This window comes from Cetobacterium sp. 2G large (assembly GCF_014250655.1).
Taxonomy (GTDB): domain Bacteria; phylum Fusobacteriota; class Fusobacteriia; order Fusobacteriales; family Fusobacteriaceae; genus Cetobacterium_A; species Cetobacterium_A somerae.
Map to the genome: position 1 here is coordinate 1 of NZ_JACHTH010000002.1, position 23,800 is coordinate 23,800.

A 23,800-nucleotide genomic window follows, 5' to 3' on the forward strand; every position below is an offset into this window, starting at 1 on the left:
TGCTTTTTTTAAAAAAATAGTTTTTCCACTGGTTTTTCCAACTTTAAGTATTAGCTTTTTTATAGTTTTAACATATCTTTTTGCAGCCTTTGAAACACCATATATTTTAGGGGTTACTCATCCTAGGGTACTTTCTGTACTAGTGTTTGATACATATACAAAAGGCAATTTAGATTTGAGAGGAAAAATAATGGTTATGAACATTTTAATCTCAAGTATAAGTTTATTATTTGGTGGAATAATGTGTTTAGCTTTGAAATTTTTTACGAAATTCCAGGAAAGGGAGTGGTAAAATGAAAAAATTATTTTTATGGATTATATATTTTTTATTATCCTTAATATTTTTATTGCCTTTTATTGGAATATTTTTAAATAGTATGAATTTTAAGATGTGGGAATATGTGTTAAAATCAGGGAAAACTTATGATAGCTTAATGACTACACTTTTAGTTGTTATTATAACAATGTTTATAAATTTTATAATTGGAACTCCTATAGCTTCTTTTATGGCTAGGGAAAATTTTAGAGGAAAGATGTTTATAGAGTTTTTAATCATCCTTCCACTAATTATTCCAACAATGGTTAGTACAATGGGAATTCAATTTGCATTTATAAAATTGAATTTAATAGAAACAGCATTGGGAGTTGCCATTGTTCATAGCGTGACAACAATGCCTTATTATATTCAAAGTATGAGAGCAGGATATGTGACATTAAATAAAGATTACATAAACTTAGGAAAAGTTTTAGGAGCCAATGCCATGGAGCGTTTTTTAAAAATAACTTTGCCTATAATTTATCCATCATTTTTAGTTGGAATGTCTTTAGTTATTATCGTTTCATTAGCTCAATATCTAGTAACTTTTATAATTGGAGGAGGTCAAATTATGACACTTCCAATTTTAATGATGCCGTATTTAGTTGATGGAGGCATTACTAATGGAACGGTTTATAGTATTATATACGTTGCTTTCACATACTTTTTAGTTTTTTTAGTAGACCGAATAGTAAAAAATATTTATAGAAAGAGAGAGTACTAAATGATAGAAATAAAGAGAGTGTCTAAATCCTTCTCTGGATTCTCACTAAAAAATATAGATATCTCTATAGAAGATGGTGAATTTATTGGAATATTAGGACAATCTGGATCAGGGAAATCTACTCTTTTAAATTTGGTGGCGGGCTTAGATAAAGATTTTAGTGGTGAAATATTGATAAATGGAAAAAGTCCAAGCAGAATGATAAAAGATGGAGAGGTAGCTATGGTTTTTCAAAAAGATTTACTTCTCCCACATCTAAGTGTTTGGGAAAATATAGCTTTTGGATTAAAAATTAAAAAGGTCTCAAAAGATGAGATTGAAAAAAGAGTTAAAGATGCTATATTAGAAATGGATTTAGTGGGAAAAGAAAAAAGATTTCCCAGTGAGTTAAGTGGTGGAGAAAAACAAAGGGTTTCGATAGCCAGAGCCATAGTGACAAGACCTAAACTTTTATTGATGGATGAACCTTTTTCAGCTTTAGATTTTAATTTAAGAGATAGAATGCAAAAGATGGTTAAAAAACTTCATGAAAAATTAAAAGTAACAATTATATTTGTAACTCATGATAGAGAGGAAGCCTTTTATTTGTCTAATAAAATTGGAATTATGTTTAGAGGAGAACTTTTAGACTATGGAACTCCAAAAGATTTATATAATAATCCTAAAAATGTTTACACAGCAAAGTTATTAGCTGTGGAAAACATCTTTTCAAAAGAGATATTTGAAAAGGTTTTTAAGTGTGAAGTAGAGCAGTGTAAATTTATTGCTCTTAGAGGGAAAAGTATTAGAGTTATAGAAAATTCAAATTTAAAGGGAATAGTTCATGAGATAAACTTTAAAATGGGTGGATATTCAGTGGTTGTATCCTTGGAGAATGAAAAAATAACTTTAGTGGAAGAGAAAGAGTTTTTATATAAAGTAGGAGATGAAGTATCTCTTATTTACAATGACAATGAGAAAATTTTAATAGGAGAGCAAAAATAGATGTTAGATACACATTGTAGAAAATACATCCAACCGTTGATAGGTGTTGGAGCAGAAATAGCTATGAAATTTGGCTTAAGTGCAAATGCAGTTACAATAATAGCTATGTTGTTGGGAATTTTTAGTGGAGTTTTAGTAGCTTTTGGATTTAATATTCTAGCGGTTTTAGTTTTATGGTTTTCTGGATATTTAGATGCTGTAGATGGAACAATAGCTAGAAAAACAAAATCATCATCACCTTTTGGAACTGTAATGGATATTACTTTTGATAGAATGGTTGAAGGTGCAGTTATCTTAGGAATTGCGTATAAATATACAGAGTTTAGTTTTATATCTCTTATCTTAGCAGTAAGTATTATTATATCAATGACAATATTTTTAACGACAGGACCACTAGCTGAAAATAAAGGGGAAAAGACATTTTATTATCAAGCTGGATTAGCTGAAAGAACTGAAGGGTTTTTAATGTTGAGTCTAATGATACTTTTAAAAGAAAATGCAGGAGTTGTAATAAATATATTTACAGCGATGGTACTGTTTACAGCTTTCCAAAGATTTATAGAAGCTAAAAAAATATTGAAATAGGAATATCGATTTACTTAAGAAAAGTCTAAAAAATAGGCTTTTCTTTTTTTATTTTTAGATAAATTATTTTTAGAGTGAAAAAAGTAAAAGAATATAATAGGATTAAAAAATAAACAAATTATACAAGTATATTAGTATTAATACACTTGAGTGAGCTTTTAATTTAATGGTTTCTTTTAATAAATAATAAAAAATGGATAGAAATAGAGCGAAAAAAACTTTGAAATTAACCCTAATAAAAAATTGACAAAAGTATTGTTTTTAATTAAAATTCTGAATATAAACAAACCTTTTCAAATAAAATTCATATTAAAAGTTTTAAAAATAAACATTTTAAATTCAATTCAACAATAAAATTTCCAAATAAATATAGACTATGATCTACCTTGAACGGTGTTTAGTTATGATGTATAAACTTTTTTAAGTTTATAAAAATATATTTATTAATAATAGTATAAATATTTTTTATACTATATATTTATATTTTTATTTGAAAAGTATCATTATATTTAAATATCGGAGGAGAGCATGGAAAAAATCTACGACTTAATAATCGTTGGAGCAGGACCAGCAGGATTAGCAGCAGGGGTTTATGGAGCTAGGGCAAAAATGGAAACTCTAATTTTAGAAAAAGGATCTATAGGTGGAATGGCTGCAAAAACTACTGAGATAGTCAACTATCCTGGGATACCAAAAACATCTGGAGAAAAACTAGGCGAAGTTATGTCTAAACACGCAGAAAAATTAGGTGCTACAATTGTAAGAGATAGTATAAGAACAGTTGAATTAAATGGTGAGATAAAAATTTTAAAAAGTAGAAGAAAAGAATATAAAGCTAGAAGTGTAATTTTTGCAACAGGAACAAGACCTAGAGTTTTAGGAATTCCTGGGGAAATAGATTTTAAAGGTAGAGGTGTGGCCTATTGTGCTACTTGTGATGCTGAATTTTTCTCAAATCAAGAGGTTGTTGTTGTTGGAAGTGGAGATCAAGCTATTGAAGAGGGAATGTTTATATCCAAATATGCTTCAAAAGTAAAAGTTATAGTTCTTCATGATGAAGGAGTATTAGATTGTAATAGATTAAGTGCAGAGGAAGCTTTTAAAAATCCTAAAATAGAGTTTATTTGGAATTCAACTTTAGATGAGATTATAGGAGATGAGTCTGTAGAGAGAGTAAAAGTTAAGAATTTAAAAACAAGTGAAATAACAGATATCCCTTGCAAAGGTGTGTTTTTCTTTGTTGGAATGATTCCGAATACTGAATTTTTAAAAGAAACAGATTTAAAACTTGATAAGAGAGGCCACATTGAGTGTGATACTCTATTAAATTCATCAATTTCTGGTGTTTTTGTAGCTGGAGATGTAAGAGAAAAATATTTAAAGCAGGTTATAACAGCAGCAGCAGATGGAGCTGTAGCGGCAGTAGCAGCAGAAAAATATTTAGAAGAGATGAATGTTTATGTAAACAGAATCAAGGATAAAAATGTAGCTATTGGTTTTTGGAATTCATTAGATAGTGATGGATTAAAATATCTCTCTGAAAAAGAAAAAGAGTTAAGAGAGGATAACATAGAAGATTTTATCTATATTGATATTAGAAAAAATAGATATTTAGCAAAATTCTTTGATAAAGAAAATATAGATAGTCCAGAGCTAATAATCAACAAATAAAATAAAAACACATAAAAATAGGGAGGTTACAAAATGGGTCATCCAACGATTTATCCAACAGGAGCAACGATTTATAATCCAGAAAAAGCATGGAGTGGATATACACTTTTTCCTTTAAAAGGACAAGGGGTAATGCTAATAGATATGAATGGAGGAGAGATTAGACTTTGGGAAAATTTAAAAGGTTTTCCTGCAAAGATGTTTCCAGGAGGATATGTTTTAGGTAGTAAAAGAGAGAGAAGTTCAAAGTTTGGAATGCAAGATTATGAGGATGTTGTACAACTAGACTGGGATGGAAATGAAGTTTGGAGATTTGATAGATATGAATATATCGAAGATGAAGGGACGGAGCCAAGATGGATGGCAAGACAACATCATGATTATCAAAGAGAGGGAAATCCAGTTGGATACTATGCACCTGGTATGGAACCAAAGGTACATAGTGGAAAAACTTTAATACTTGGACACAAAACAGTGAGAAATTTAAAAATATCAGATAAATTATTATTAGACGATGTTATTTATGAAGTTGACGAGGATGGAAAAATAATTTGGGAATGGGTTTGTAATGAACATTTTGATGAGTTTGGATTTTCAGAAGAAGCTAAAAATGTTTTATTTAGAAATCCAAATTTAAGAAGTGTTGAGCCAGAAAAAGTTGGAGATTGGATGCATATAAACTCAATGTCAGCTTTAGGTCCTAACAAGTGGTACGATGCTGGTGACGAAAGATTCCATCCAGATAATATAATTTGGGATGGAAGAGAAACAAACATTATCGCTATAATAAGTAAAGAAACTGGAGAGGTTGTATGGAAAATTGGTCCATATTATAATACTCCAGAGTTTAAGCATTTAGGATGTATCATTGGACAACACCATGCACATATGATTCCAAGAGGATTACCTGGAGAAGGAAATGTTCTTGTATTTGATAATGGTGGATGGGCAGGATATGGTGCCCCAAATCCTGAATCTAAATATGGAGAGAAAAATGCAAGAAGAGATTACTCTAGAATATTAGAAATAGACCCAGTTACATTAGAAATTGTATGGCAATATACACCAAAAGAAGCTGGATTTGTAATGCCATTAGATGCTTCAAGATTCTATAGTCCGTTTATAAGTGGAGCTCAAAGATTAGCAAATGGAAATACTTTAATAACTGAGGGATCAAATGGAAGATTGATTGAAGTAACTCCAAGCTATGAAATTGTATGGGAATATATAAATCCATATTGGGATAAAGAGATTATGAATATGAATATGATTTTTAGAGCTTATAGAGTTCCTTATGAGTGGGTACCTCAACTAGAAAAACCAGAGGAAACTCCAATTAAAAAGGTAGATGTTTCTACATTTAGAGTTCCTGGATCAAAACCTTTAGGTGGAGCAACAAGAGTTGCTGTTGATGGAGTTTCACCATGGGAAAAATCAAATGCTTTAAATGCATGTGTAGCTGCTGGAGACGAAACAGAAGAAAAACCTAAATTATTTAAAATAAACTCTACGTTATTCGCACATTTAGATGAAAAAAATCTTAAAGATGAAATTTCTAAAGTTGAAAATATAGGAATGATATTTGTTGGAGCAGAAAGATGTAAAAACTGTATGGCTCTTCAACCTATATTAGAAGAGTTAGTTCCAATTTATAAAGAGGAAGCTAATATGGTCGCATTCCATTTAGATGCTGATAAAAATAAAGAGTTTATGAGCAAGCATAGTTTAAAGTCAATTCCAGTTTTATTATTAGTAAAAGATAATGAGATTGTTGACAGACTTTCAGGATTTAATCCAATTGATGAAGTTGAAGAGTTTATAGAGAGAAATCTATAGGAGGATTAAAGAAAATGAGAGAAATGGAGAGTGAAAGAGCCTTAAAAGGCTCTTTCTATACAATAAATAGCGATTTTTATAAATGGATTGGAACGTTTACAGCATTAATTATGATTTGGGTTACAGCTCAAAGTTATAGTTTAGATTATAAAACATCAATGTTTTTTGTGATTACTATATTCGCTGTTTTACTTTGGTGTTTTTCATTAATTCCAGACGCTATAACAGGTTTGTTACTTCCAACTTTATACGTTGTTTTTAAAGTGGCCTCACCGAATACGGCTTTTAAACCTTGGACTTCAACAATTCCTTGGCTAGTTTTAGCAGCTATGTTAATGTCAACAATGCTTAATGAAACTGGTGTGGCTAGAAGAATAGCTATTTGGAGTATTGCAAAATTTGGAAAAACATTTGTAACTATCCTTTTAGGGATAACCTTAGCAGGAATAATTATAACTCCATTTATTCCATCGGTTATTGCTAAAATAGTAATTTTTAATATTATAACAATGGGGCTGATTGAAACTTTAGGTTATAAACCTAAAAGTTTAGAAGCAACACTATTAACAATGGCTGGATTTTTCGTTATCTCAACTTTTAGACTTGGATTTGCAACAGGAGATTCAGGAATTATAATAGGATTAAATTATGCTCAACAAGTTACTGGTCAAACTTTAACTTGGATGCAATATTTAATTCATAATTTACCATATATATTTTTTTATACTTTTGGCTCTTTAGGAGTATTGGTTTTATTTGCAAAGAACACTAAACCTTTAACTTCAGAAAAAAGGACGTTGTTAGAAAAAAAATATTTAGATTTAGGTAAAATAAAAGATAAAGAGAAAAAAGCTTTTATAGTTATGGGAGTTGCACTTCTATTTATGTCTACAGAAAGTATTCATAAAATCAACTCAGCTTGGATTTTAGTAGTTCTTTCTTCATTATTTTTTATACCTAAACTAGGATTATTAAATAATGAGAGTTTAAAAAAAGTAAATTTATTATCACTTCTGTTTATTATAGGGGCCATGAGCATCGGAAGCGTTGCATCAGAGACTCAGGCTATAAATATAATAAAAGATTTTCTACAACCATTTTTCAAAGGATCAAACTTTTCTATAATAACAGTATCATATATTTCTGGTATTTTATTAAACTTTTTACTTACACCATTAGCAGCTATGTCTTCTTTCACAATACCTTTAATTCAACTAGGACTTGAAAATAATATAAATCCTTATGTAATGACATATATTTTTCAAGTTTCTTTAGATCAGTATCTATTACCATATGAATTTGCAGGATTATTATTAGTTTATACTTCAGGATATGTATCTTTAAGTACTTTAGTAAAGATTCTTATAGTGCGTATGTTTTTAGGATTAGTTATTTTATTAGGAATAGCTTATCCATGGTGGAATATTTTGGGAATAATGTCAAGTTAATATTAACCTATAATAAAAAATAATGAAATTAAATATTTGTTTTAGAAAAATACCATTCCCATTATTATTTTGGGTGGTATTTTTTTATTATATATATTTCTCGCATTTAGCTAAATTTAATATCGCTTTTAAAAGGTGAAATTTTAATATATTGATTATTTCTAGTAAAATCAATAAAACAAATCTCGTATTATGTGAAGAATACGAGATTTATAAAAATTAATTATAAATTGATCTCTATAAAAATCGACCTTTATTTTAAACTTATATTTGTACTATTTATATATTTTAATTGTTTTAAACATAAAATTATAAATTGCATTAAATAAAAATTAGTTGTGATAATTTTTTTAAAAAAAGAGAATAAATAATGCTTAATCACACATTTATTCTCTTTTACTTATTCTCTTTTACTTATTCTTTTTTAGTCAATATACTCTATATTTAATCCACTTATTCTTTCTCTAAAACCATAAAAATCAATACCTAATTCTCCATTTTTTATCTTTTTTAAAGGTTCCATCTCTTTATATTCTCTCTTTTTTGCAGATTCAAGAGCTTTTTCTACTTCTTCTTGTTTTACAGTAATTGCAGGACCACTTACACAACTGTCCATCTGAATAGGTTTTATTCTATCATTTAAAAGTCCCTTTGATTTTCTTTCAATATTTTTTTATTTTATATTCCAACTCTAAATCAGCCTCCTATGTATGAAGAAATTTTATTCCCCTGCTAACAGAGAATTTTATTTTAAAACTCTTTCAATTCTATCATTTATTAGAGGTAAAACTTCACATATATGCATCTCTGTATTATTTCTGATTAAATTAATATCTGGATATAAAATAACTTCATCACCTTCACTAATAGAATCATCACCAGCTATAAAAGTATTATCCATTGTCATAGATAATATTTTATAGGTCTTTTTATTTATTATACACATACTATTTTCATTACATTTTAAAAAGCCATCTCCATATCCTATTTTTATTTTTACAATATTTTTATAATCGTGATTACTTAAATCCTCTTTTGAAGTATATGCTAAGTATTTAGACTCTTCAATATCCCTTACTCCTGCTACTTTTCCTTTTAATTGAAAAACTTGTTTCAGTCCTTCATGGAAAAATCCCTCTTCTTGCAATCCATAAATAAATATACCACTTCTCATATGAGTCATAAAATCTTGAGCTCCATAAAATAAAATTCCAACACTATTTTGAATGTGTATCATTTGAAATTTTTCTTTTCCTAAAAATAATACAATTTCACTAAATTTATCTATTAGTTCCTTTCCTTCATTGAAATCAGTAGCATAAAGATGAGAATAAATTCCACTAAATTCTAGATTTTTATTAACTATATAAGATTTTAATTTTAAAATGTCTAACAGTTCTATTCCATTTCTTCCAAATCCAAAATCTATTTTTAGCTGAATTTGTTTTGAAGAAATACCATTATCTACTAAATTTTTAAGCTCTCTAAAGCTGTTAGCAGTTACAATTATAGAATCATGATTTTTTATATACGAAAAATAACTTTCATCTATAGTTTCAAAAACTAAAATTTTACATTTCTTCAGCTCCTTATTTTTTAAAAGTTTTAAAGCTTCATTTAATCGAGCAACACTAAACTCTTTATAACCATTTTTGTATAAAGCTGTAGCAATAAGCTCTATTCCGTGACCATAAGCATTTGCTTTAATAACAGGAAGAACACTTTTTTTATATTTTTCTTTAAGATAATTAATATTATTTATAAGATTTTTTTCTGAAATTTCTATATAAAATGACGTTATTTCCATAGTTATATACCATACTTTTCTTTTAAACTTTGAATAGTTCCATCATCTAACATCTTTTTTAACTCTGCATCAATTTTATTTTTTAGTTCTTCATCATTTTTATTAAAAGCCATTGCTTTACTTTCTCCAGAAGCAACTCCGATACTTTCTATCTCAGGATTATTCTCTATATATTTTTGAGCAACACTTTCATCTAATAACATAGCATCTATTTTATTGGCTTTTAATGCTAATAAGGCTGATGTGTGTCCAGTAAAAGGAATCACTTGTGCACCTGGAACTTGTCTTGCAATTCCCTCTTCAGTTGTACCTAATTCTACGCCAAATTTTTTATTTTGTAGTTCATTTGAATTTTTTAAGTTATTATTTTTTAAAACTATATAACAAATATTTGGAGCTATATATGGTGTTGAAAAGTTAATAAAGTTTTTTCTTTCTTCAGTTACAGTCATTCCAGCTATAATCATATCCACCTTTTTTGCTTGTAAAGCTGATATAAGTCCATCAAAATTCATATTAGACCATTTATAATTAAATCCTACTCTTTTAGAAAGCTCCTCAATAATGTCAGCATCAAACCCAACAACCTTATTATTTTCTAAATATTCATAAGGTGGATATTCAGCGTTTGTTCCAATCACGTAAATCTTTTCATTAGCTACTGTTGTTTTCTCATCTTTTGTACACCCCCAAAATACTACAAATAATAAAGCTATCATTGATATAATAATCTTTTTCATCTCTTCCCTCCATAAAAAATTTTATAAAAAAAATACCTGCCTTAAAAGACAGGTATTAACCACAAAAAATATAACTAAAAACTATTTAATCAATAAAAAATTAATTAAATTTTAATTATAAAATAAAGTAATTGAGCCTACTCTCTCTAAGGATTACAAATTTATTAAATTGTTTTGTATTCCTTAAATTCCTTAGCATTCTCTTCCTCCTTTTATAATTTTGTCAGATTATAACATCTAAAGTTTTAGAAGTCAATAAAATCTGTTATACAAATAATATATTCCAATAACATATTTTATATATTGTACAAAGATGTTTTTTTTATATATACTTGTTGAAATAAATTTAAAAGGAGAGCAACTATGAAAATAGCGATAAATAATGGACACTTAATTGATCCTAAAAATAATATATCTGAAAAATTAAATATCAGTATTGAAAATGGTAAAATAGTTGAGCTTTCTAAAAATATTTTAACTGGAGATAAAGTAATTGATGCAAACAATTTATATGTAACTCCTGGATTTATTGACATGCATATGCACGAAGATAAAATACTAGATGGAAAGATTAAAATAAATATTTTTGAAAAACTTTTAAAAATGGGTGTCACTTCTGCTATAGGAGGAAATTGTGGAATTGGTATTGAAAATATTAGTGAATATTTAAATTTAGTTGATCTTGGATTTCCTATAAACTACGGAACACTTTTACCTCATGAAATTTTAAGAAAACACATTAATATTCATGATAGATACGCGAATCTAGAGAATAAAAATATAGAAAAAATGTATCACTTTGGAAAAAATCTTATAAAAGAAAATGGTCTTTTAGGGATAAGCTTTGGTATTGAATATATTCCAGGAATAGATTTTAATGAATTAATAACATTATCTAGACTTGGAAAAAATAGAGTTGTTTCTGCTCACTTGAGAGAGGATGGAGAAAATGTCTTAAAGTCTTTGAAAGAACTTTTAGAAATTGGAAAATTTTCAGATACCCATTTACAAATTTCTCACATAGGAAGTATGGCTGGATATGGACAGATGAATAACTTTTTAAATGAAATTGAAAATAAAAAAGAACACGGTACTAAAATAATGTGTGATTGTTATCCATATAAGGCTTTTAGTACACTAATAGGTTCAGCTGTTTTTGATAACAATTATATTGAAAATCATAATTTTAGTTATGAACAACTGCAAATTGTCAGTGGTCCATTAAAAGGTAATTTATGCACAAAAGAGATTTTTGAACAATTAAGAAAAACTGCTCCTGAGACTCTTGTTGTTGGACATATGATGATTGAAAAAGATATTGATACCGCTATTTTAAATAAAAATACTGTTATTGTCAGTGATGGAATTTTAACTGAGTCAGGTGAAGGACACCCTAGAGCAGCTGGAACTTTTCCAAAGTTTTTAAAAGAGTATGTAAAAGAGAAAAAATTACTATCTATAGAAGAAGCTATTGAAAAAATAACATTTTCTCCAGCTAAAATACTTGAAATAAATAAAGGTTCTCTAGAAATTGGAGCTGACGCCGATATTACAATTTTTTCTTTAGACGAAATTGAAGATCAAGCAACTTTTGAAAATACAACGTTACCTCCAAAAGGGATAAAATATGTTATTATCAATGGTAAACTTTCTTTAATTGATAACGAAGTTGTAAATTTTAACTCGGGAAAATCTATACGAAAATTCCTATAACGAAATGTAAAAAGAGGAAAATTAATTTTCCTCTTTTTTAATATCATTAAAATTACCTTATCTTTTCCTACTAAATTAACTAATGATAATTTGGTAGAAGTAAATAAATTAGAATCATTTTTTAATATTAGATACATTCTTTCAATTATGAAATTATAACTTGCTCCATAGGCATTGCAAAGTCCTTCTAAAATACTATCCATCTAATTTAAAATATCTGTTGTTAGAATTTTCATCAAAAGTTCTAATTGTTCTTTTAATAGTTAATTTATCAGAAATTACATTTCGTGCTTCTCCAGCTTTAATACTACAACAAAATAAAATTGCTGGTTGCATCGCTGAAATATTTCTACTTATAATATTTTGAAAATTTATAATTCCTTGACATCCTATTATAACAAAATTCACTGTTTTTTCTGGAGTAAAAGCATGACTTCCAATCCTATTAATCTCTATATCAAATCTTGTTGGATGAGTTATTATACCATTTTTAAATAATATTTTTCCTAATATCTTCTCCTAAAATTCATTTAAAATCATCGCAGCTTCAAGCTGATTTAGTTATTTTTACCTCTCACAATAAAATGAATTCCCTGATATTTTTTTCGCTCTATACATTCCCGTATCAGCTTTTTTAAATCCTTCTAATATACCTGTTTCAAATGTTTTAAAGAAATACCCCACACTCATAGAGATGGAATACTTCTTTAGAGTATAGCTTCTTTCTAACGTATCTTTTAATTCATTAAGTTGACTATCAAAATTTTCACTAGAAACAAATATATAATACTCATCCCCTGAAATTCTAAAGGTATTTTTCTCCCCAAAGATATTTTTTAATAACAACCCACACTCTTTTATTATTTCATCACCTACACTGTGACCAAAAGTATCATTGGCATTTTTAAAATTATCTAAATCAACTACTATACAAACTCCAGATTTTGACTCAAACTCTTCACAGGCATTATTAAAATTATACCTATTTCCTAAAGTTGATAGAATATCAAAAAATGCTATTTTTTCAAGATCTTTTGCTTTTTTTCTTTTTTCAACAAAAAATACTCCTAATACAAAAACTAAAAATATTAAAAATAAAAGAACTCCTCGATAAAGTAGACCCCTCAAATATTCAGCTTCTTTGACCTTTAAAGCAGAAAATCTTTTATCACTTTCTATACTTTTCTCTTTTAATAAATCTTTATCAACTAAATATATATAAGCTTTATCGAATATATTCTTAAAAATTATATCCTCTTTATTAAATGCTAAATTTATGGGAAAAGAATAAAAAATTTCAGAATTATATCCTGATATTCCACTTAAATATGGATTTACATGAAGAATAGATTTTACATCTTCTCTCTTCAAAGCATCTATTAATTCTACCTTATTTTTATATCTAATTATATTTTCTTTGGGATAATACTCTTTGGATATATAGTCTTCTATCGATTCTTCTATAACACCTATTTTTGAATCTACATTTTCTTTGCAATCTGATTTATATATCTTATAAGTATGTATATCTGTTAATTTATTACTAAATATATATTTATTTTCTCTTCCAGGAAACTTAGCAACCCCTAGGCTTTTTATTTCTCCATTCTCAAACCTTGATACTATCTTATCCCACCCTTCATATGGCTCATTTATAATATTAAGTTTTAAATCTAAATCCTTTGCAATCTCATTCCAAACTAAAGGTAATACTCCACCATAAGATTTACTTTCTGGAATATAATGACTTACAGTTGAGTTTTCTTCATAAGCTATATTTATTTCTTTTAAATTTTCTAGATATTTTTTTTCTGCTGTTGTTAAACTATAAAAAAATTTCTCTTTTCTAAGAGTTTGTTCAACTTTCTCTTTATGATTATTAAATATACAAAAGTACTTCTTTTCTAATGCTTTATTTATTTTATTCAGTAAATCTGGATTTTCTCCATTATAACCAAAAACTGTAAAAGGTACTTTCCCAATCATAAAAGTATAATTTAAATCATGAGTAAATGATGAACTATCTATGATTATTTGATTACTATATTTTTTTAAATCATCTACTACTTCAACGTTGGCAATAATATTGTTATCCCTCAATTTCTTTTGTATAGATTTTTTTATACCAGTATTTCTAAGTATATATAGGGTTTTACCAGATAATGCTTCCATATTTCTAATATTTTCTTTATTAGAAGCTATGTGTAAAATTTGAGAATACACATTATCACTATAGCTAATTTTAATTCCTGGAAAATCATTTTTTCTAATGGGAAATATAAGATTTATATCTCCAGTTAAAAACTTTTTTGTTATATCATTTCTACTTCCTTTTACTACATTAAACTCTACACTCTCTTCTGCTAACATTTCTAAAATTAAATCATTGAAACTTTTTTTATTTACTTTTTTTTCCATAAACTCATCCGTGATTAATCCTATATTTAAATTATCACCTAATGCAGTAACTGATGTAAAAAATAAAAAAATAAATATTGCTGCTAATTTGTACAACTATTTCACTCCCTTAAATACATATGAAACCATTTTAGTATACTTTCTTACAATAACAATATCATATTTATTAATATTTTAATATTAGAAATTTTAATAAAAATTTTAAACAAATTTATCCATAATAATCTACTTAAAAATAAAAACACTCATTTTTTTAATGAGTGCTCTCTTTTAATTTTATTTCAATTCACTAAAATAGTTCCAGCCTTAGCGGTAAATACAGTTCCCTCTTCCAAAACAATCTTTCCATTTATAACAACATACTCTATCCCCACAGGGCACTGAAAAGAATTTTGAAAAGTGGAGCTATCTTTAATTTTATCCAAATCAAAAATGGTAATATCTGCAAAGTTTCCATTTTTAATCTCTCCACGCCCCTCTAATCTAAAGAGTTTAGCTGGTCTCTCAGTAATTCTATTTATAATTTTTTCTATTGAAAACTCATCTTTATTCATCCATATATATTTTGGAAACGTTCCAAAATTTCTTGGGTGAGGATTTCCCAATTCAAATTTATCCTCCATTGGTAAAGAGTTTCCATCACTAGCAATAACTCCCAAATCACTTTTGAAAAACTCCTTTACATCCTCTAAATCCATAGAGAAATAGATGGCTTGAGCCTTTCCTTTAGATTTTTCAAGTATATATAAAACAGTTTCTTCCTCACTTAAATTCAGATATTTTGAAATCTCAGAGATTGTTTTTCCATTGAAATAGGTATCTTTTAAATAACTATTAGATACTACAATGTTTTTACTTCCCCCTCTCTTTTCAATATTTTCCCTTATTAAAGACATCACTTTGTCGGAGAAATTAGGAATCTCTTTTATAAAAGTTTCTATATCTCCATCAAAAACATTTTGAGGTATAAGAACGAAAAGGTTGGTACAAGTAGCTTCATAGGGATATTGATCAAAAGATATTAATACTCCCGATTTCCAAGCTTTCTCTAACATCTCTATAATTTTTCTAGACTTTCCCCAATTTTTCCTATTCATAACTTTTAAATGGGAAACATTGACCTTTGCTTTAGTTTCTCTGCCATAATAGATAACCTCTTCTATGGATTTTTCAATCTCATTAACTTCATCTCTCATATGAAAGGATGCGACTTTATCATACTTTTTTACAACTTTTAAAAGCTCTAAAATCTCCCTTTGGCTCATAAAATTTCCTGGTTGATATATCAATCCAAAAGATATTCCAAGGGCGCCCTCATCAAACTGTTTTTCCAAAAGCATCTTCATCTTTTCAATTTCACTTTCATTGGCCTCACTTGACTTAAACCCCATTATAGCTATTCGAATACATCCAGCTCCAACAAGAAATCCTTGATTAGTTACAAGTTTTCCCTTTTCTAAAAATTTTTTTAAATCTAAAAAAGATTTAGTTTTATTTAAATCTATTGGATAATAGTTTATATCTGAATGAGTTTGAATGTACTTTTTAAGATTTCCCCTGTTCTCATCTGACCACGGAGAGATTCCTATTCCACAATTTCCATTAATTTCTGATGTCACTCCTTGATAAATTTTACTTGTACAACTTTCAGCTATAAATCCAGAAATATCTGAGTGACTATGAATATCTATAAATCCAGGAGTTACATAAAGATTCCTAGCATCAATAATTTTCTTTCCAACTAGTTTATCTTTAGAGATAGCCTCAATCTTATCTCCCATTATCCCAATATTTAAAATCTCTTTTTCTTTGAGATTCCCAAATACAACAGTTCCACTCTCTATAACTAAATCATATTTTTTTTCATCAACAGTTTTTAAAGTTTTCATAGATACACTCACCCAATCTATTATTTAAGAGAACGGCTTCTTTATTTTCTCCCTCTGCTAAAATAATCAAATCTACAAAGCTATTTTTGAAAAATATTCTTCCTGCATCATGCTCTATATTTGTTAAATCACCAGTTTTATGAGCCACCTCTACCTTTCTAAAAAAATATAGAGGAATTTTAGAGTTGCATAATTGATTTTTTAAAATAAAAAGTGCTGTCTCATCACAATATAGATTTTCTAAAACCTTTAGGGTATCTCTAGCACTTGTAAAATTGTCTAATCCTCTCTCTCTAGCTTCAGAGTCATACATTTTTCTTTGAAGTTGAGTTTCATAGTAACTTTTTTTCTCAATAAAACTTTGAATGTAATCTATTCCTAAAATATCTATCAACATGTTCGTAGCTGTATTATCACTTAAAGTTATCATAAGTGTCGCTAAATCTTTTATTGTCACACTTAAATTGTCATCTAAAACTTTTAAAACTCCGAAGCCTGGAACTTTATCCATTGAATCCACACTTTTTTTATCACTATAAGATAATTCACCTTGAGATATTTTTTCTAGGAGTGCCTCTAAAATAAAAAGCTTTATCAAACTGGCTGATTGAAAAATTTTACTTTCATTTTTAGAAAATATTTCTTCTCCATCAACCTTAACTATAATGCCTACTTTTCCTGAAAATTCATTAATTATATTTTGTAAATTAGATTTTAGTTGATCAAATCTTTCCATGATTCCCTCCTTAAATTGAGTTATATACATTTAATATTTGCATCATTACTCCATTAACAATTGCTTCCTCATCAATATCAAAGTTTCCATTATGAGCCTGAGTTTTTATATTTTTTTCGGTATTTCTAACTCCTAAAGTAAAAAATGCTCCCTCAGTGTTTTCAATGAAATACGCAAAGTCTTCCACTCCCATATTGGCTAACTTTTTTTCATAGATACTATTCTCTCCAAAAAGTTCAGTAGCACTTTTTTTAATAATATCTACAGATTTATCATGGTTTATTAAAGCTGTGTAACCAGGCTCTATATTAATTTCACCCTTTCCACCAAAAGCTAAAGGTAGAGTTGTTACAATCTCTTCAATTCTTTTTTTCATTCTAGCTCTAACATCTGGATCTAAAGTTCTCAAAGTTCCTCTAAGCTCAATCTCATTTGATATAATATTCCCAGCAGTTCCACCATTTATTGTTCCAATTGTTATTACACCAGATTCTCTAGCATCTAAATTTCTACTCACAATACTCTGAAGAGCAATAATCACATGGGATGCTATTAAAAGTGCATCCACACCTCTACTTGGATAAGCACCATGACAACTTTCTCCCTTTATCTTTATTTTTAAGGTATCTGAAGAAGCATTCATAGCTCCGTACTTTATTCCAATTTTTCCAACATCTATAGTTTCATCTACATGTAATCCATAAACAGCATTAACTCCATCAAGAGCTCCATCTTCAATCATAGGTTTTGCCCCTCCAACAGTTTCCTCAGCAGGTTGGAAAAATAATCTTATATTTACAGGTGGCTTCTCCTTTGTTTCATAAAAATATTTTGCCACTCCTAAAACTACAGTTGTATGTACATCATGTCCACAAGCATGGCAAATTCCACTATTTTTTGAAGCATAATCAACACTTTTTATATCCTGTATAGGAAGTGCATCTATATCCCCTCTTAATGCTATCGTTATATTTTTATTTTCCCCCTCAATCTCAGCTATAACTCCTGTGTCAAATGAAGTTCTATGAGGAATATTCATCTCATCTAAATATTCACAAATTTTATCGTGAGTTCTAAATTCTTGAGTTCCTAATTCTGGATGCTCATGAAAATCTCTTCTCACCTTTACTAACCAATTTTTTATATTTTCGCTGTGTTTTTTTAAAAGTTCTATATTCATAAATTGCATCTCCTTAAAATATATTTTCCAATAGTATATCATTTTTTGTTAAATCATCATAACTTTCTCTTTTAGAAACAAGATAACTTTTTCCATCTTTTATAAATACCACTGCTGGTTTTAAAACTTTATTGTAATTACTACTCATAGAGTATCCATACGCCCCTGTACAGCTAACAAGAATCAAATCATTTTCCCTACATTTTCCTAGCCTCACATTTTTAGCTATGATATCTCCCGATTCACAACATTTACCAGCAATAGTTACAATCTCTTTCTCTGTTTCATTAAGTTTATTTGCAACGATGCTCTCATATTTAGCTTGATAAAGAGCTGGTCTTATATTATCTGTCATCCCTCCATCAATAAAAATATATTTTTCTCCACCATATGTTTCTTTTTCTCCACCAACTGTATAAAGAGTACTTCCCGCTTGAGCCACGATAGATCGCCCAGGTTCAATAGTCACATTTTTTATATCCATCCCTTCTTTTACTAAACTATTTTCTAAACATCTGATAATCTTTTTCATTATTTTTTTTAGATTAACATCAGTATCCTCTTGGGTATATCTAACTCCAAACCCTCCTCCAATATTTATATCTGGAATGTATATATTAAGTTTTTCTGAAATTTTCTTTGTGAACTCAACCATAGTTTCAACACCTTCGCAAAAAGCTAACTCATCAAAAATCTGAGATCCAATGTGACTATGAAATCCTAAAAAATTTAACTCAGGTCTATCTACAATATCCTTAACTATTTTAACAATATCTTTATCAAAAATAGACTCCCCAAACTTAGATGAGTGCTTTGATGTTTTTATATATTCATGAGTATGAGCATCTATTCCAATATTTAATCTTAACATAACATTCATTTTTTTATTAAATTTTCTACACACAAGTGCAACTTTTTCAGCTTCAAATCTATTATCTAAAATAATACTCCCAATCCCGTTTTTTACACACATCTCAATCTCTTCTAAAGATTTATTATTACCGTGCATATGAACTCTTTTTGTAGGAAAACTCGAAGTTAAAATAGTGTATAGCTCTCCACCTGAAACAGCATCAATATCAAGTCCATTCTTTTCAATAATTTGAGCCATTCCTTTAGATAAATAAGCTTTTGAAGCATAAACTATAGTTGTTTTAAATTTTTCACTGACAAAAGATTCCTTTAAATCTTTTATATTTTTCTCCATAAACTCTAAATCGTAAATATAAAGAGGAGTACCATACTTTTCCTGCAACTCTTTTACAGAAACTCCACCTATTTCTAAAACTCCATCTACATTAGTCATTGTTCCTAAATATTTCACTGTATCCTCCTTGATTAATAAAACTATTAAAATACAAAAAAGGCCTAAAACTCTATATTAATTAGAATTTTAGACCTTATTTACGTTTTTTTTTGATAAATAAGTGTATTAATTCACTGATTGATTATATTTTTTTATAGCGTCTTTATAGGCTACGATTATAGATTTTTGAGAGGATCCTAAATAATTTTTTAATATGATAGAACTTATCTCTTCAAAATCTTTTATAAAGTCTTTTCCAACAAAAATTTTTTTAATAAAATCATTCGTTATCTTTAAAATTGCAGAAGCTTCAACATCTAAAATTTTTCCATTTTCATCAATGATAAAACCCACAAAAAAGCTGTTATAATTTTTAGTTATTGCATTGTCTATAGACGTTTTTGCAGTCCCAACAATATATTTTTCTTTCATTCAACTATCTCCCCTAGTATCAAATAATTCCTACGAATAATATATACTCCAAGAACTCTTAAAAGTCAAATAAAAAAATTAAAACAAAAATTTGACAGAAGTGAAAACTTGAGGTATAACATCTATTAATTGAATAAATGAAGAAATAAAAAAATACACTTATTTATGATTCTAAAAGTAAATGAGGTCTAAAATTATCTTTAAAATAGTTTTCAAAACTATGTAAGAATAATTTTAGACTTTTTTTTATACATTTTTTATATAGTATAAGGAGGAAAATATGAAAGTAGGAGTTTTTGATTCTGGTGTTGGTGGGTTAACAGTTTTAAAAGAGTTATTAAAAGAGCTAAGTTCTACTGAATTTATTTATTATGGTGATAGTTTTAACTCTCCATATGGAACTAAAACAATTGAGGATATTCAAAAGCTTTGTTATAAAATCAGTGAATTTTTAATAAATAAAGATGTCGACCTCATAGTTATAGCTTGCAATACAGCCACTGTGGCTTCTCTAGATTATTTAAAAGAAAAATTTCCTACTCTCCCAATTATAGGCGTTATAAATCCAGGAGCTACTATGGCACTTAGGGAAAGTAAAAATAAAAAAATTGGGGTACTTTCAACTCCATTGACAGCTAAAACAAATGCTTATAAAAATGCTATACAAAATTTAAACGAAAATTATGAGGTATACCAACAAGGATGTGAGCTCCTTTGTCCTATGATAGAGAAAGGTTGGAAGGACAACGAGGAGTCTCACAATATTTTAAAAAATTATATTGAAAACTTACCTAAGGATATTGATACTCTAATTTTAGGTTGTACTCACTACCCGTACTTAGAAGAAAAAATTAGAGATATAGCTAAGTGTACTATCGTTAATCCAGCTAAGGAAACTGCTAGATTAGTTGGGGAACAATTAAAAAAATTAAAAAGTATTGCAAATTTAAAAAATTATAATAAAATAAGTTACTATGTAACTGGAGATTTAGAAAATTTTATAACTGTTGGGGAACAGCTATTGGATCAAAAAATGGTTGATGTACACAAAATTTAAAAAGGGGAGTGCTATATGAGTAGTGAATCAAATTTAAATTTAAAAAATAGTGGCGGAGTGGGCACAAAAGGAAAGGAACTTAAAATAGAGAAATTTAAAATTCCTCATACCTATGTAATTATTGTTGGAATGATTATTTTATCATTTATAGGAACCTATATAATTCCTGCTGGTGTTTATGAAAGAGTTAAAGATGTCAATTCTGGTAGAATGATTATAGCTCCAGAAACTTTTACATATGTTGCCAATACACCTGTTAAGTTTTTCTCTTTTACTGAGCACAATCTATTTACTGTATTAATTAGAGGTCTTCAGGCAACCTCTGGAATTGTTTTTTTCACATTTTTGGTTTGTGGATTTTTTAATATGATTCAAAAAACAGGTGCCATTGATTCTGGAATAGCAAAAGTGGCTTACTTATTCAGAAATAAAGGTATGCTTTTAATCCCAGTTGTTATGTTTGTATTTTCAATTGGAGGAGTAGCAATTGGTATGAACACAGAAGCTATAGCTTTTGTTCCACTGGGAGTTCTTTTAGCAAGAGCTCTTGGATTTGATGCTATGGTTGGAATGGCTATGGTGGCTTTGGGAGCTGGAGTTGGTTTCATTGGTGGATTTATAAATCCATTTACAGTTGGAGTTGCTCACTCAATAGCTGGACTTCCAATTTACTCTGGAATGGGATTTAGAGTAGCAGTTTATATAGTTTTATACGTTGCTACAGTTTTATATATTATGAGATATGCTAGAAAAGTAAAGGAAAATCCTTTTAGCAGTGTGGTATTTGATTTAGAGGTTAAACAAAAAGCTATGTCTAATACATCAACAAATAATCAAGAGGTTCCAGATTTAACTCTTAGACAAAAAGGTGTTCTTTTAGTTATGTTAGTTGGATTTATAACTTTAACATATGGAGTTTTAAAACACGGATGGGGAACAGAACAATTAATTAGTATATTTATGTTCATGGGAATTGCTTCTAGTTTTGTTGCAGGAATCTCTCCAACTAATTCTGCAAATAACTTTTTAGATGGCGCTAGAGGAGTTGTATTTGGAGCTCTTGCTGTTGGATTAGCTCGTGGAATCCTAGTTGTATTAGAGGATGGACAAATTATAGATACAATTTTATTCTATCTCTCTAGTAAAATTTCATCTTTGCCAGGAGTTATCTCAGCTTTACTTATGTATTGCGTTCAGATTATAACAAATCTATTTATTCCATCAGGAAGCGGACAAGCTGCAACAACTATGCCCATCATGGCTCCTTTAGGGGATATGATAGGAGTTTCTAGACAAACTGTTGTTTTAGCTTTTCAATATGGCGATGGATTTACAAACTATATCAATCCAACTGCGGGAGGACTTATGAGTTACCTTGCAATTTCACAAATCTCATATGAAAAATGGGTGAAGTGGATGGCTCCTCTCATGGGAATCTGGCTAAGTATCGGAGCTGCTGCAATCGTTATTGCATATTTTATAGGGTATTAATTTAAAATATACCTTATTCCCACTGTTTTTCTTGTGCTTTCTATACATATTATTGTATAATAAATTAAAATAGATATAAACTAATTAAAAAAATATATATAAGGAGTGTGTTTTGTGAGAAAAAATAAAAGTGTATTAGAGAGTGTAATGAAGAAGGAGGGATTGAATAAATAATCTACTTCAATACCTCCTTTAAGTTAAACTTAAAAATAGGAGGCGTTTATTTTGAATATATTAGAAAATTATGGTTTAAAAAATATTTATGTTGAGGAAGCTAAAAACTATCCTAAGTTTAGATTAGCTAGAGTTATAGCGCAATATAAAGGTTTATATAAAATTATTACTGAATGTAATGAAAAATTAGCTGAAATATCTGGGAAGTTTAGATATGAAGCTACAGAATCGATTGAATTTCCTGCAGTTGGAGATTATGTAATGGTTTCATTTAATGAAAATGATTCTAAAGCTATTATACATAAAATTTTAACAAGAAAAACTACTTTTTCTCGAACGGCAGTTGGAACAAGTGATCAAGTTCAAATTATTGCAACTAACATTGATATTGTTTTTATTTGTATGTCTTTAAATGAAAATTATAATTTAAATAGACTAGAAAGATATCTTTCTATAACTTGGGACAGCGGTGCAGTTCCTGTTGTTGTTTTAACAAAATCTGATCTTTCTAAAGATTTACTCAAGTGTATACAAGAAGTTGAAGAAATATCAGCTTTTTCAGATATTATTGTTACAACATTTAAAGAAGATAACATTGATAAATTTAAAAAATATTTAAAAAAAGATATAACTACAGCTTTTATTGGCTCTTCAGGAGTTGGAAAATCAACTTTAATTAATGAAATTTTAGGAGAAAATCGACTAGAAACAAAGAGTATTGGTAAAGGAGATAAAGGTAAGCATACTACAACAGGACGTGAAATGTTTGTTTCACCTTTTGGTGGAGTCATAATTGATACCCCTGGAATGAGAGAGATTGGAATTCAAAGTGCTGATGTATCTAAGTATTTTTTAGAGATGGAAGATTTAGTAAATCAATGTAAATTTAATAACTGTTCTCATACTGATGAACCAGGTTGTGCTGTAAAAAAAGCATTAATAAATGGGCTTATAGATGAAAGAAGAATTGAAAACTACTTTAAGCTAAAAAGAGAAAGTTCATACGATGGACTAACTAGTAAAGAGTTAGAACAACAAAAATTAAATCAAATGTTTAAAGAAGTTGGTGGACTGAAGAAGGCTAGAAAATTTATAAAAGACAAACAAAAAATAAAATAATAGAAGATATTATTGAACAAATATAAAGATTTTATAAAAGAGTTAACCTTTATAATAGAGGTTGATGAATTAAAATATCTTAAAAAAAGAACCTCTCTTCACCAGAGGTTCTTTCCATTTTTTTAAATTTTTTCAAACTTTTTTTTAAGAAATAAACGTCTAATGATTATAATA

Annotated in this window: 20 protein-coding genes and 1 pseudogene; 11 read left to right on the forward strand and 10 right to left on the reverse strand. The window is 28.3% G+C overall.

Going from position 1 to position 23,800, the window contains the following annotated elements; genetic code table 11:
* From H5J23_RS14075 to H5J23_RS00430, 7 genes and pseudogenes are all read left to right on the forward strand, one after another.
* Nucleotides 1-292 (forward strand): annotated as a pseudogene (locus H5J23_RS14075) (sugar ABC transporter permease); the annotation flags it as partial.
* A 1-nt stretch (nucleotide 293) separates the two neighbouring features.
* Nucleotides 294-1,040: an ABC transporter permease gene (locus tag H5J23_RS00405; RefSeq protein ID WP_185890306.1), complete on the forward strand. Its 747-nt coding sequence runs from the start codon at nucleotides 294-296 to the stop codon at nucleotides 1,038-1,040.
* Nucleotides 1,041-2,024 (forward strand): ABC transporter ATP-binding protein, encoded by a 984-nt coding sequence (locus H5J23_RS00410; RefSeq protein WP_185890308.1) that lies wholly within the window; start codon nucleotides 1,041-1,043, stop codon nucleotides 2,022-2,024.
* Nucleotides 2,025-2,609 (forward strand): CDP-alcohol phosphatidyltransferase family protein, encoded by a 585-nt coding sequence (locus tag H5J23_RS00415; RefSeq protein ID WP_185890310.1) that lies wholly within the window; start codon nucleotides 2,025-2,027, stop codon nucleotides 2,607-2,609.
* 528 nt (nucleotides 2,610-3,137) lie between these two features.
* Entirely contained in the window at nucleotides 3,138-4,280 is a 1,143-nt protein-coding gene (gene trxB / locus H5J23_RS00420; RefSeq protein ID WP_185890312.1) for a thioredoxin-disulfide reductase, read from the forward strand.
* Nucleotides 4,281-4,313: 33 nt separating this feature from the next.
* A complete protein-coding gene (locus H5J23_RS00425; protein ID WP_185890314.1) occupies nucleotides 4,314-6,116 on the forward strand; it encodes an aryl-sulfate sulfotransferase in 1,803 nt (600 codons plus the stop codon).
* A gap of 14 nt (nucleotides 6,117-6,130) precedes the next feature.
* Nucleotides 6,131-7,564: an SLC13 family permease gene (locus tag H5J23_RS00430; protein WP_185890316.1), complete on the forward strand. Its 1,434-nt coding sequence runs from the start codon at nucleotides 6,131-6,133 to the stop codon at nucleotides 7,562-7,564.
* Nucleotides 7,565-7,988: 424 nt separating this feature from the next.
* On the opposite strand, the gene H5J23_RS00435 is transcribed toward H5J23_RS00430, so the two are convergent.
* The 3 genes from H5J23_RS00435 to H5J23_RS00445 form a co-directional block, all read right to left on the reverse strand.
* Nucleotides 7,989-8,180 (reverse strand): hypothetical protein, encoded by a 192-nt coding sequence (locus H5J23_RS00435; RefSeq protein WP_185890318.1) that lies wholly within the window; start codon nucleotides 8,178-8,180, stop codon nucleotides 7,989-7,991.
* A 129-nt stretch (nucleotides 8,181-8,309) separates the two neighbouring features.
* Nucleotides 8,310-9,371: an alanine racemase gene (locus H5J23_RS00440; protein WP_185890320.1), complete on the reverse strand. Its 1,062-nt coding sequence runs from the start codon at nucleotides 9,369-9,371 to the stop codon at nucleotides 8,310-8,312.
* Between the two features lie 2 nt (nucleotides 9,372-9,373).
* Entirely contained in the window at nucleotides 9,374-10,111 is a 738-nt protein-coding gene (locus H5J23_RS00445; protein ID WP_185890322.1) for a transporter substrate-binding domain-containing protein, read from the reverse strand.
* A 363-nt stretch (nucleotides 10,112-10,474) separates the two neighbouring features.
* Here H5J23_RS00445 and H5J23_RS00450 point away from each other — a divergent pair, with 363 nt between their 5' ends.
* Nucleotides 10,475-11,824, forward strand: coding sequence for an amidohydrolase family protein (locus H5J23_RS00450; protein ID WP_185890324.1), 1,350 nt, complete (start codon nucleotides 10,475-10,477; stop codon nucleotides 11,822-11,824).
* Nucleotides 11,825-12,019: 195 nt separating this feature from the next.
* On the opposite strand, the gene H5J23_RS00455 is transcribed toward H5J23_RS00450, so the two are convergent.
* From H5J23_RS00455 to H5J23_RS00485, 7 genes are all read right to left on the reverse strand, one after another.
* Nucleotides 12,020-12,232 carry a hypothetical protein gene (locus H5J23_RS00455; RefSeq protein ID WP_185890326.1) on the reverse strand — a complete coding sequence of 71 codons (213 nt, stop codon included), beginning with the start codon at nucleotides 12,230-12,232 and terminating at the stop codon, nucleotides 12,020-12,022.
* 159 nt (nucleotides 12,233-12,391) lie between these two features.
* Entirely contained in the window at nucleotides 12,392-14,338 is a 1,947-nt protein-coding gene (locus H5J23_RS00460; protein ID WP_185890328.1) for a diguanylate cyclase, read from the reverse strand.
* 185 nt (nucleotides 14,339-14,523) lie between these two features.
* A complete protein-coding gene (locus tag H5J23_RS00465) occupies nucleotides 14,524-16,131 on the reverse strand; it encodes an amidohydrolase family protein (protein WP_185890330.1) in 1,608 nt (535 codons plus the stop codon).
* Entirely contained in the window at nucleotides 16,109-16,867 is a 759-nt protein-coding gene (locus H5J23_RS00470) for a serine hydrolase (protein WP_185890332.1), read from the reverse strand. The genes H5J23_RS00465 and H5J23_RS00470 overlap by 23 nt, the downstream gene beginning before the upstream one ends.
* A 10-nt stretch (nucleotides 16,868-16,877) precedes the next feature.
* A complete protein-coding gene (locus H5J23_RS00475; RefSeq protein WP_185890334.1) occupies nucleotides 16,878-18,047 on the reverse strand; it encodes a M20 family metallopeptidase in 1,170 nt (389 codons plus the stop codon).
* A 13-nt stretch (nucleotides 18,048-18,060) separates the two neighbouring features.
* On the reverse strand, nucleotides 18,061-19,371 hold the full coding sequence (lysA, locus tag H5J23_RS00480) for a diaminopimelate decarboxylase (protein WP_185890335.1): 1,311 nt from the start codon (nucleotides 19,369-19,371) through the stop codon (nucleotides 18,061-18,063).
* 108 nt (nucleotides 19,372-19,479) lie between these two features.
* Entirely contained in the window at nucleotides 19,480-19,785 is a 306-nt protein-coding gene (locus tag H5J23_RS00485; protein WP_185890337.1) for a DUF3870 domain-containing protein, read from the reverse strand.
* Nucleotides 19,786-20,065: 280 nt separating this feature from the next.
* Here H5J23_RS00485 and murI point away from each other — a divergent pair, with 280 nt between their 5' ends.
* The 3 genes from murI (at nucleotide 20,066) to rsgA (ending at nucleotide 23,626) form a co-directional block, all read left to right on the forward strand.
* Nucleotides 20,066-20,842, forward strand: a complete 777-nt coding sequence (gene murI, locus H5J23_RS00490; RefSeq protein WP_185890339.1) for a glutamate racemase — start codon at nucleotides 20,066-20,068, stop codon at nucleotides 20,840-20,842.
* Between the two features lie 15 nt (nucleotides 20,843-20,857).
* A complete protein-coding gene (locus tag H5J23_RS00495; RefSeq protein ID WP_185890341.1) occupies nucleotides 20,858-22,333 on the forward strand; it encodes a YfcC family protein in 1,476 nt (491 codons plus the stop codon).
* A gap of 225 nt (nucleotides 22,334-22,558) precedes the next feature.
* A complete protein-coding gene (gene rsgA / locus H5J23_RS00500) occupies nucleotides 22,559-23,626 on the forward strand; it encodes a ribosome small subunit-dependent GTPase A (protein ID WP_185890343.1) in 1,068 nt (355 codons plus the stop codon).
* Nucleotides 23,627-23,800 lie beyond the last annotated feature (174 nt).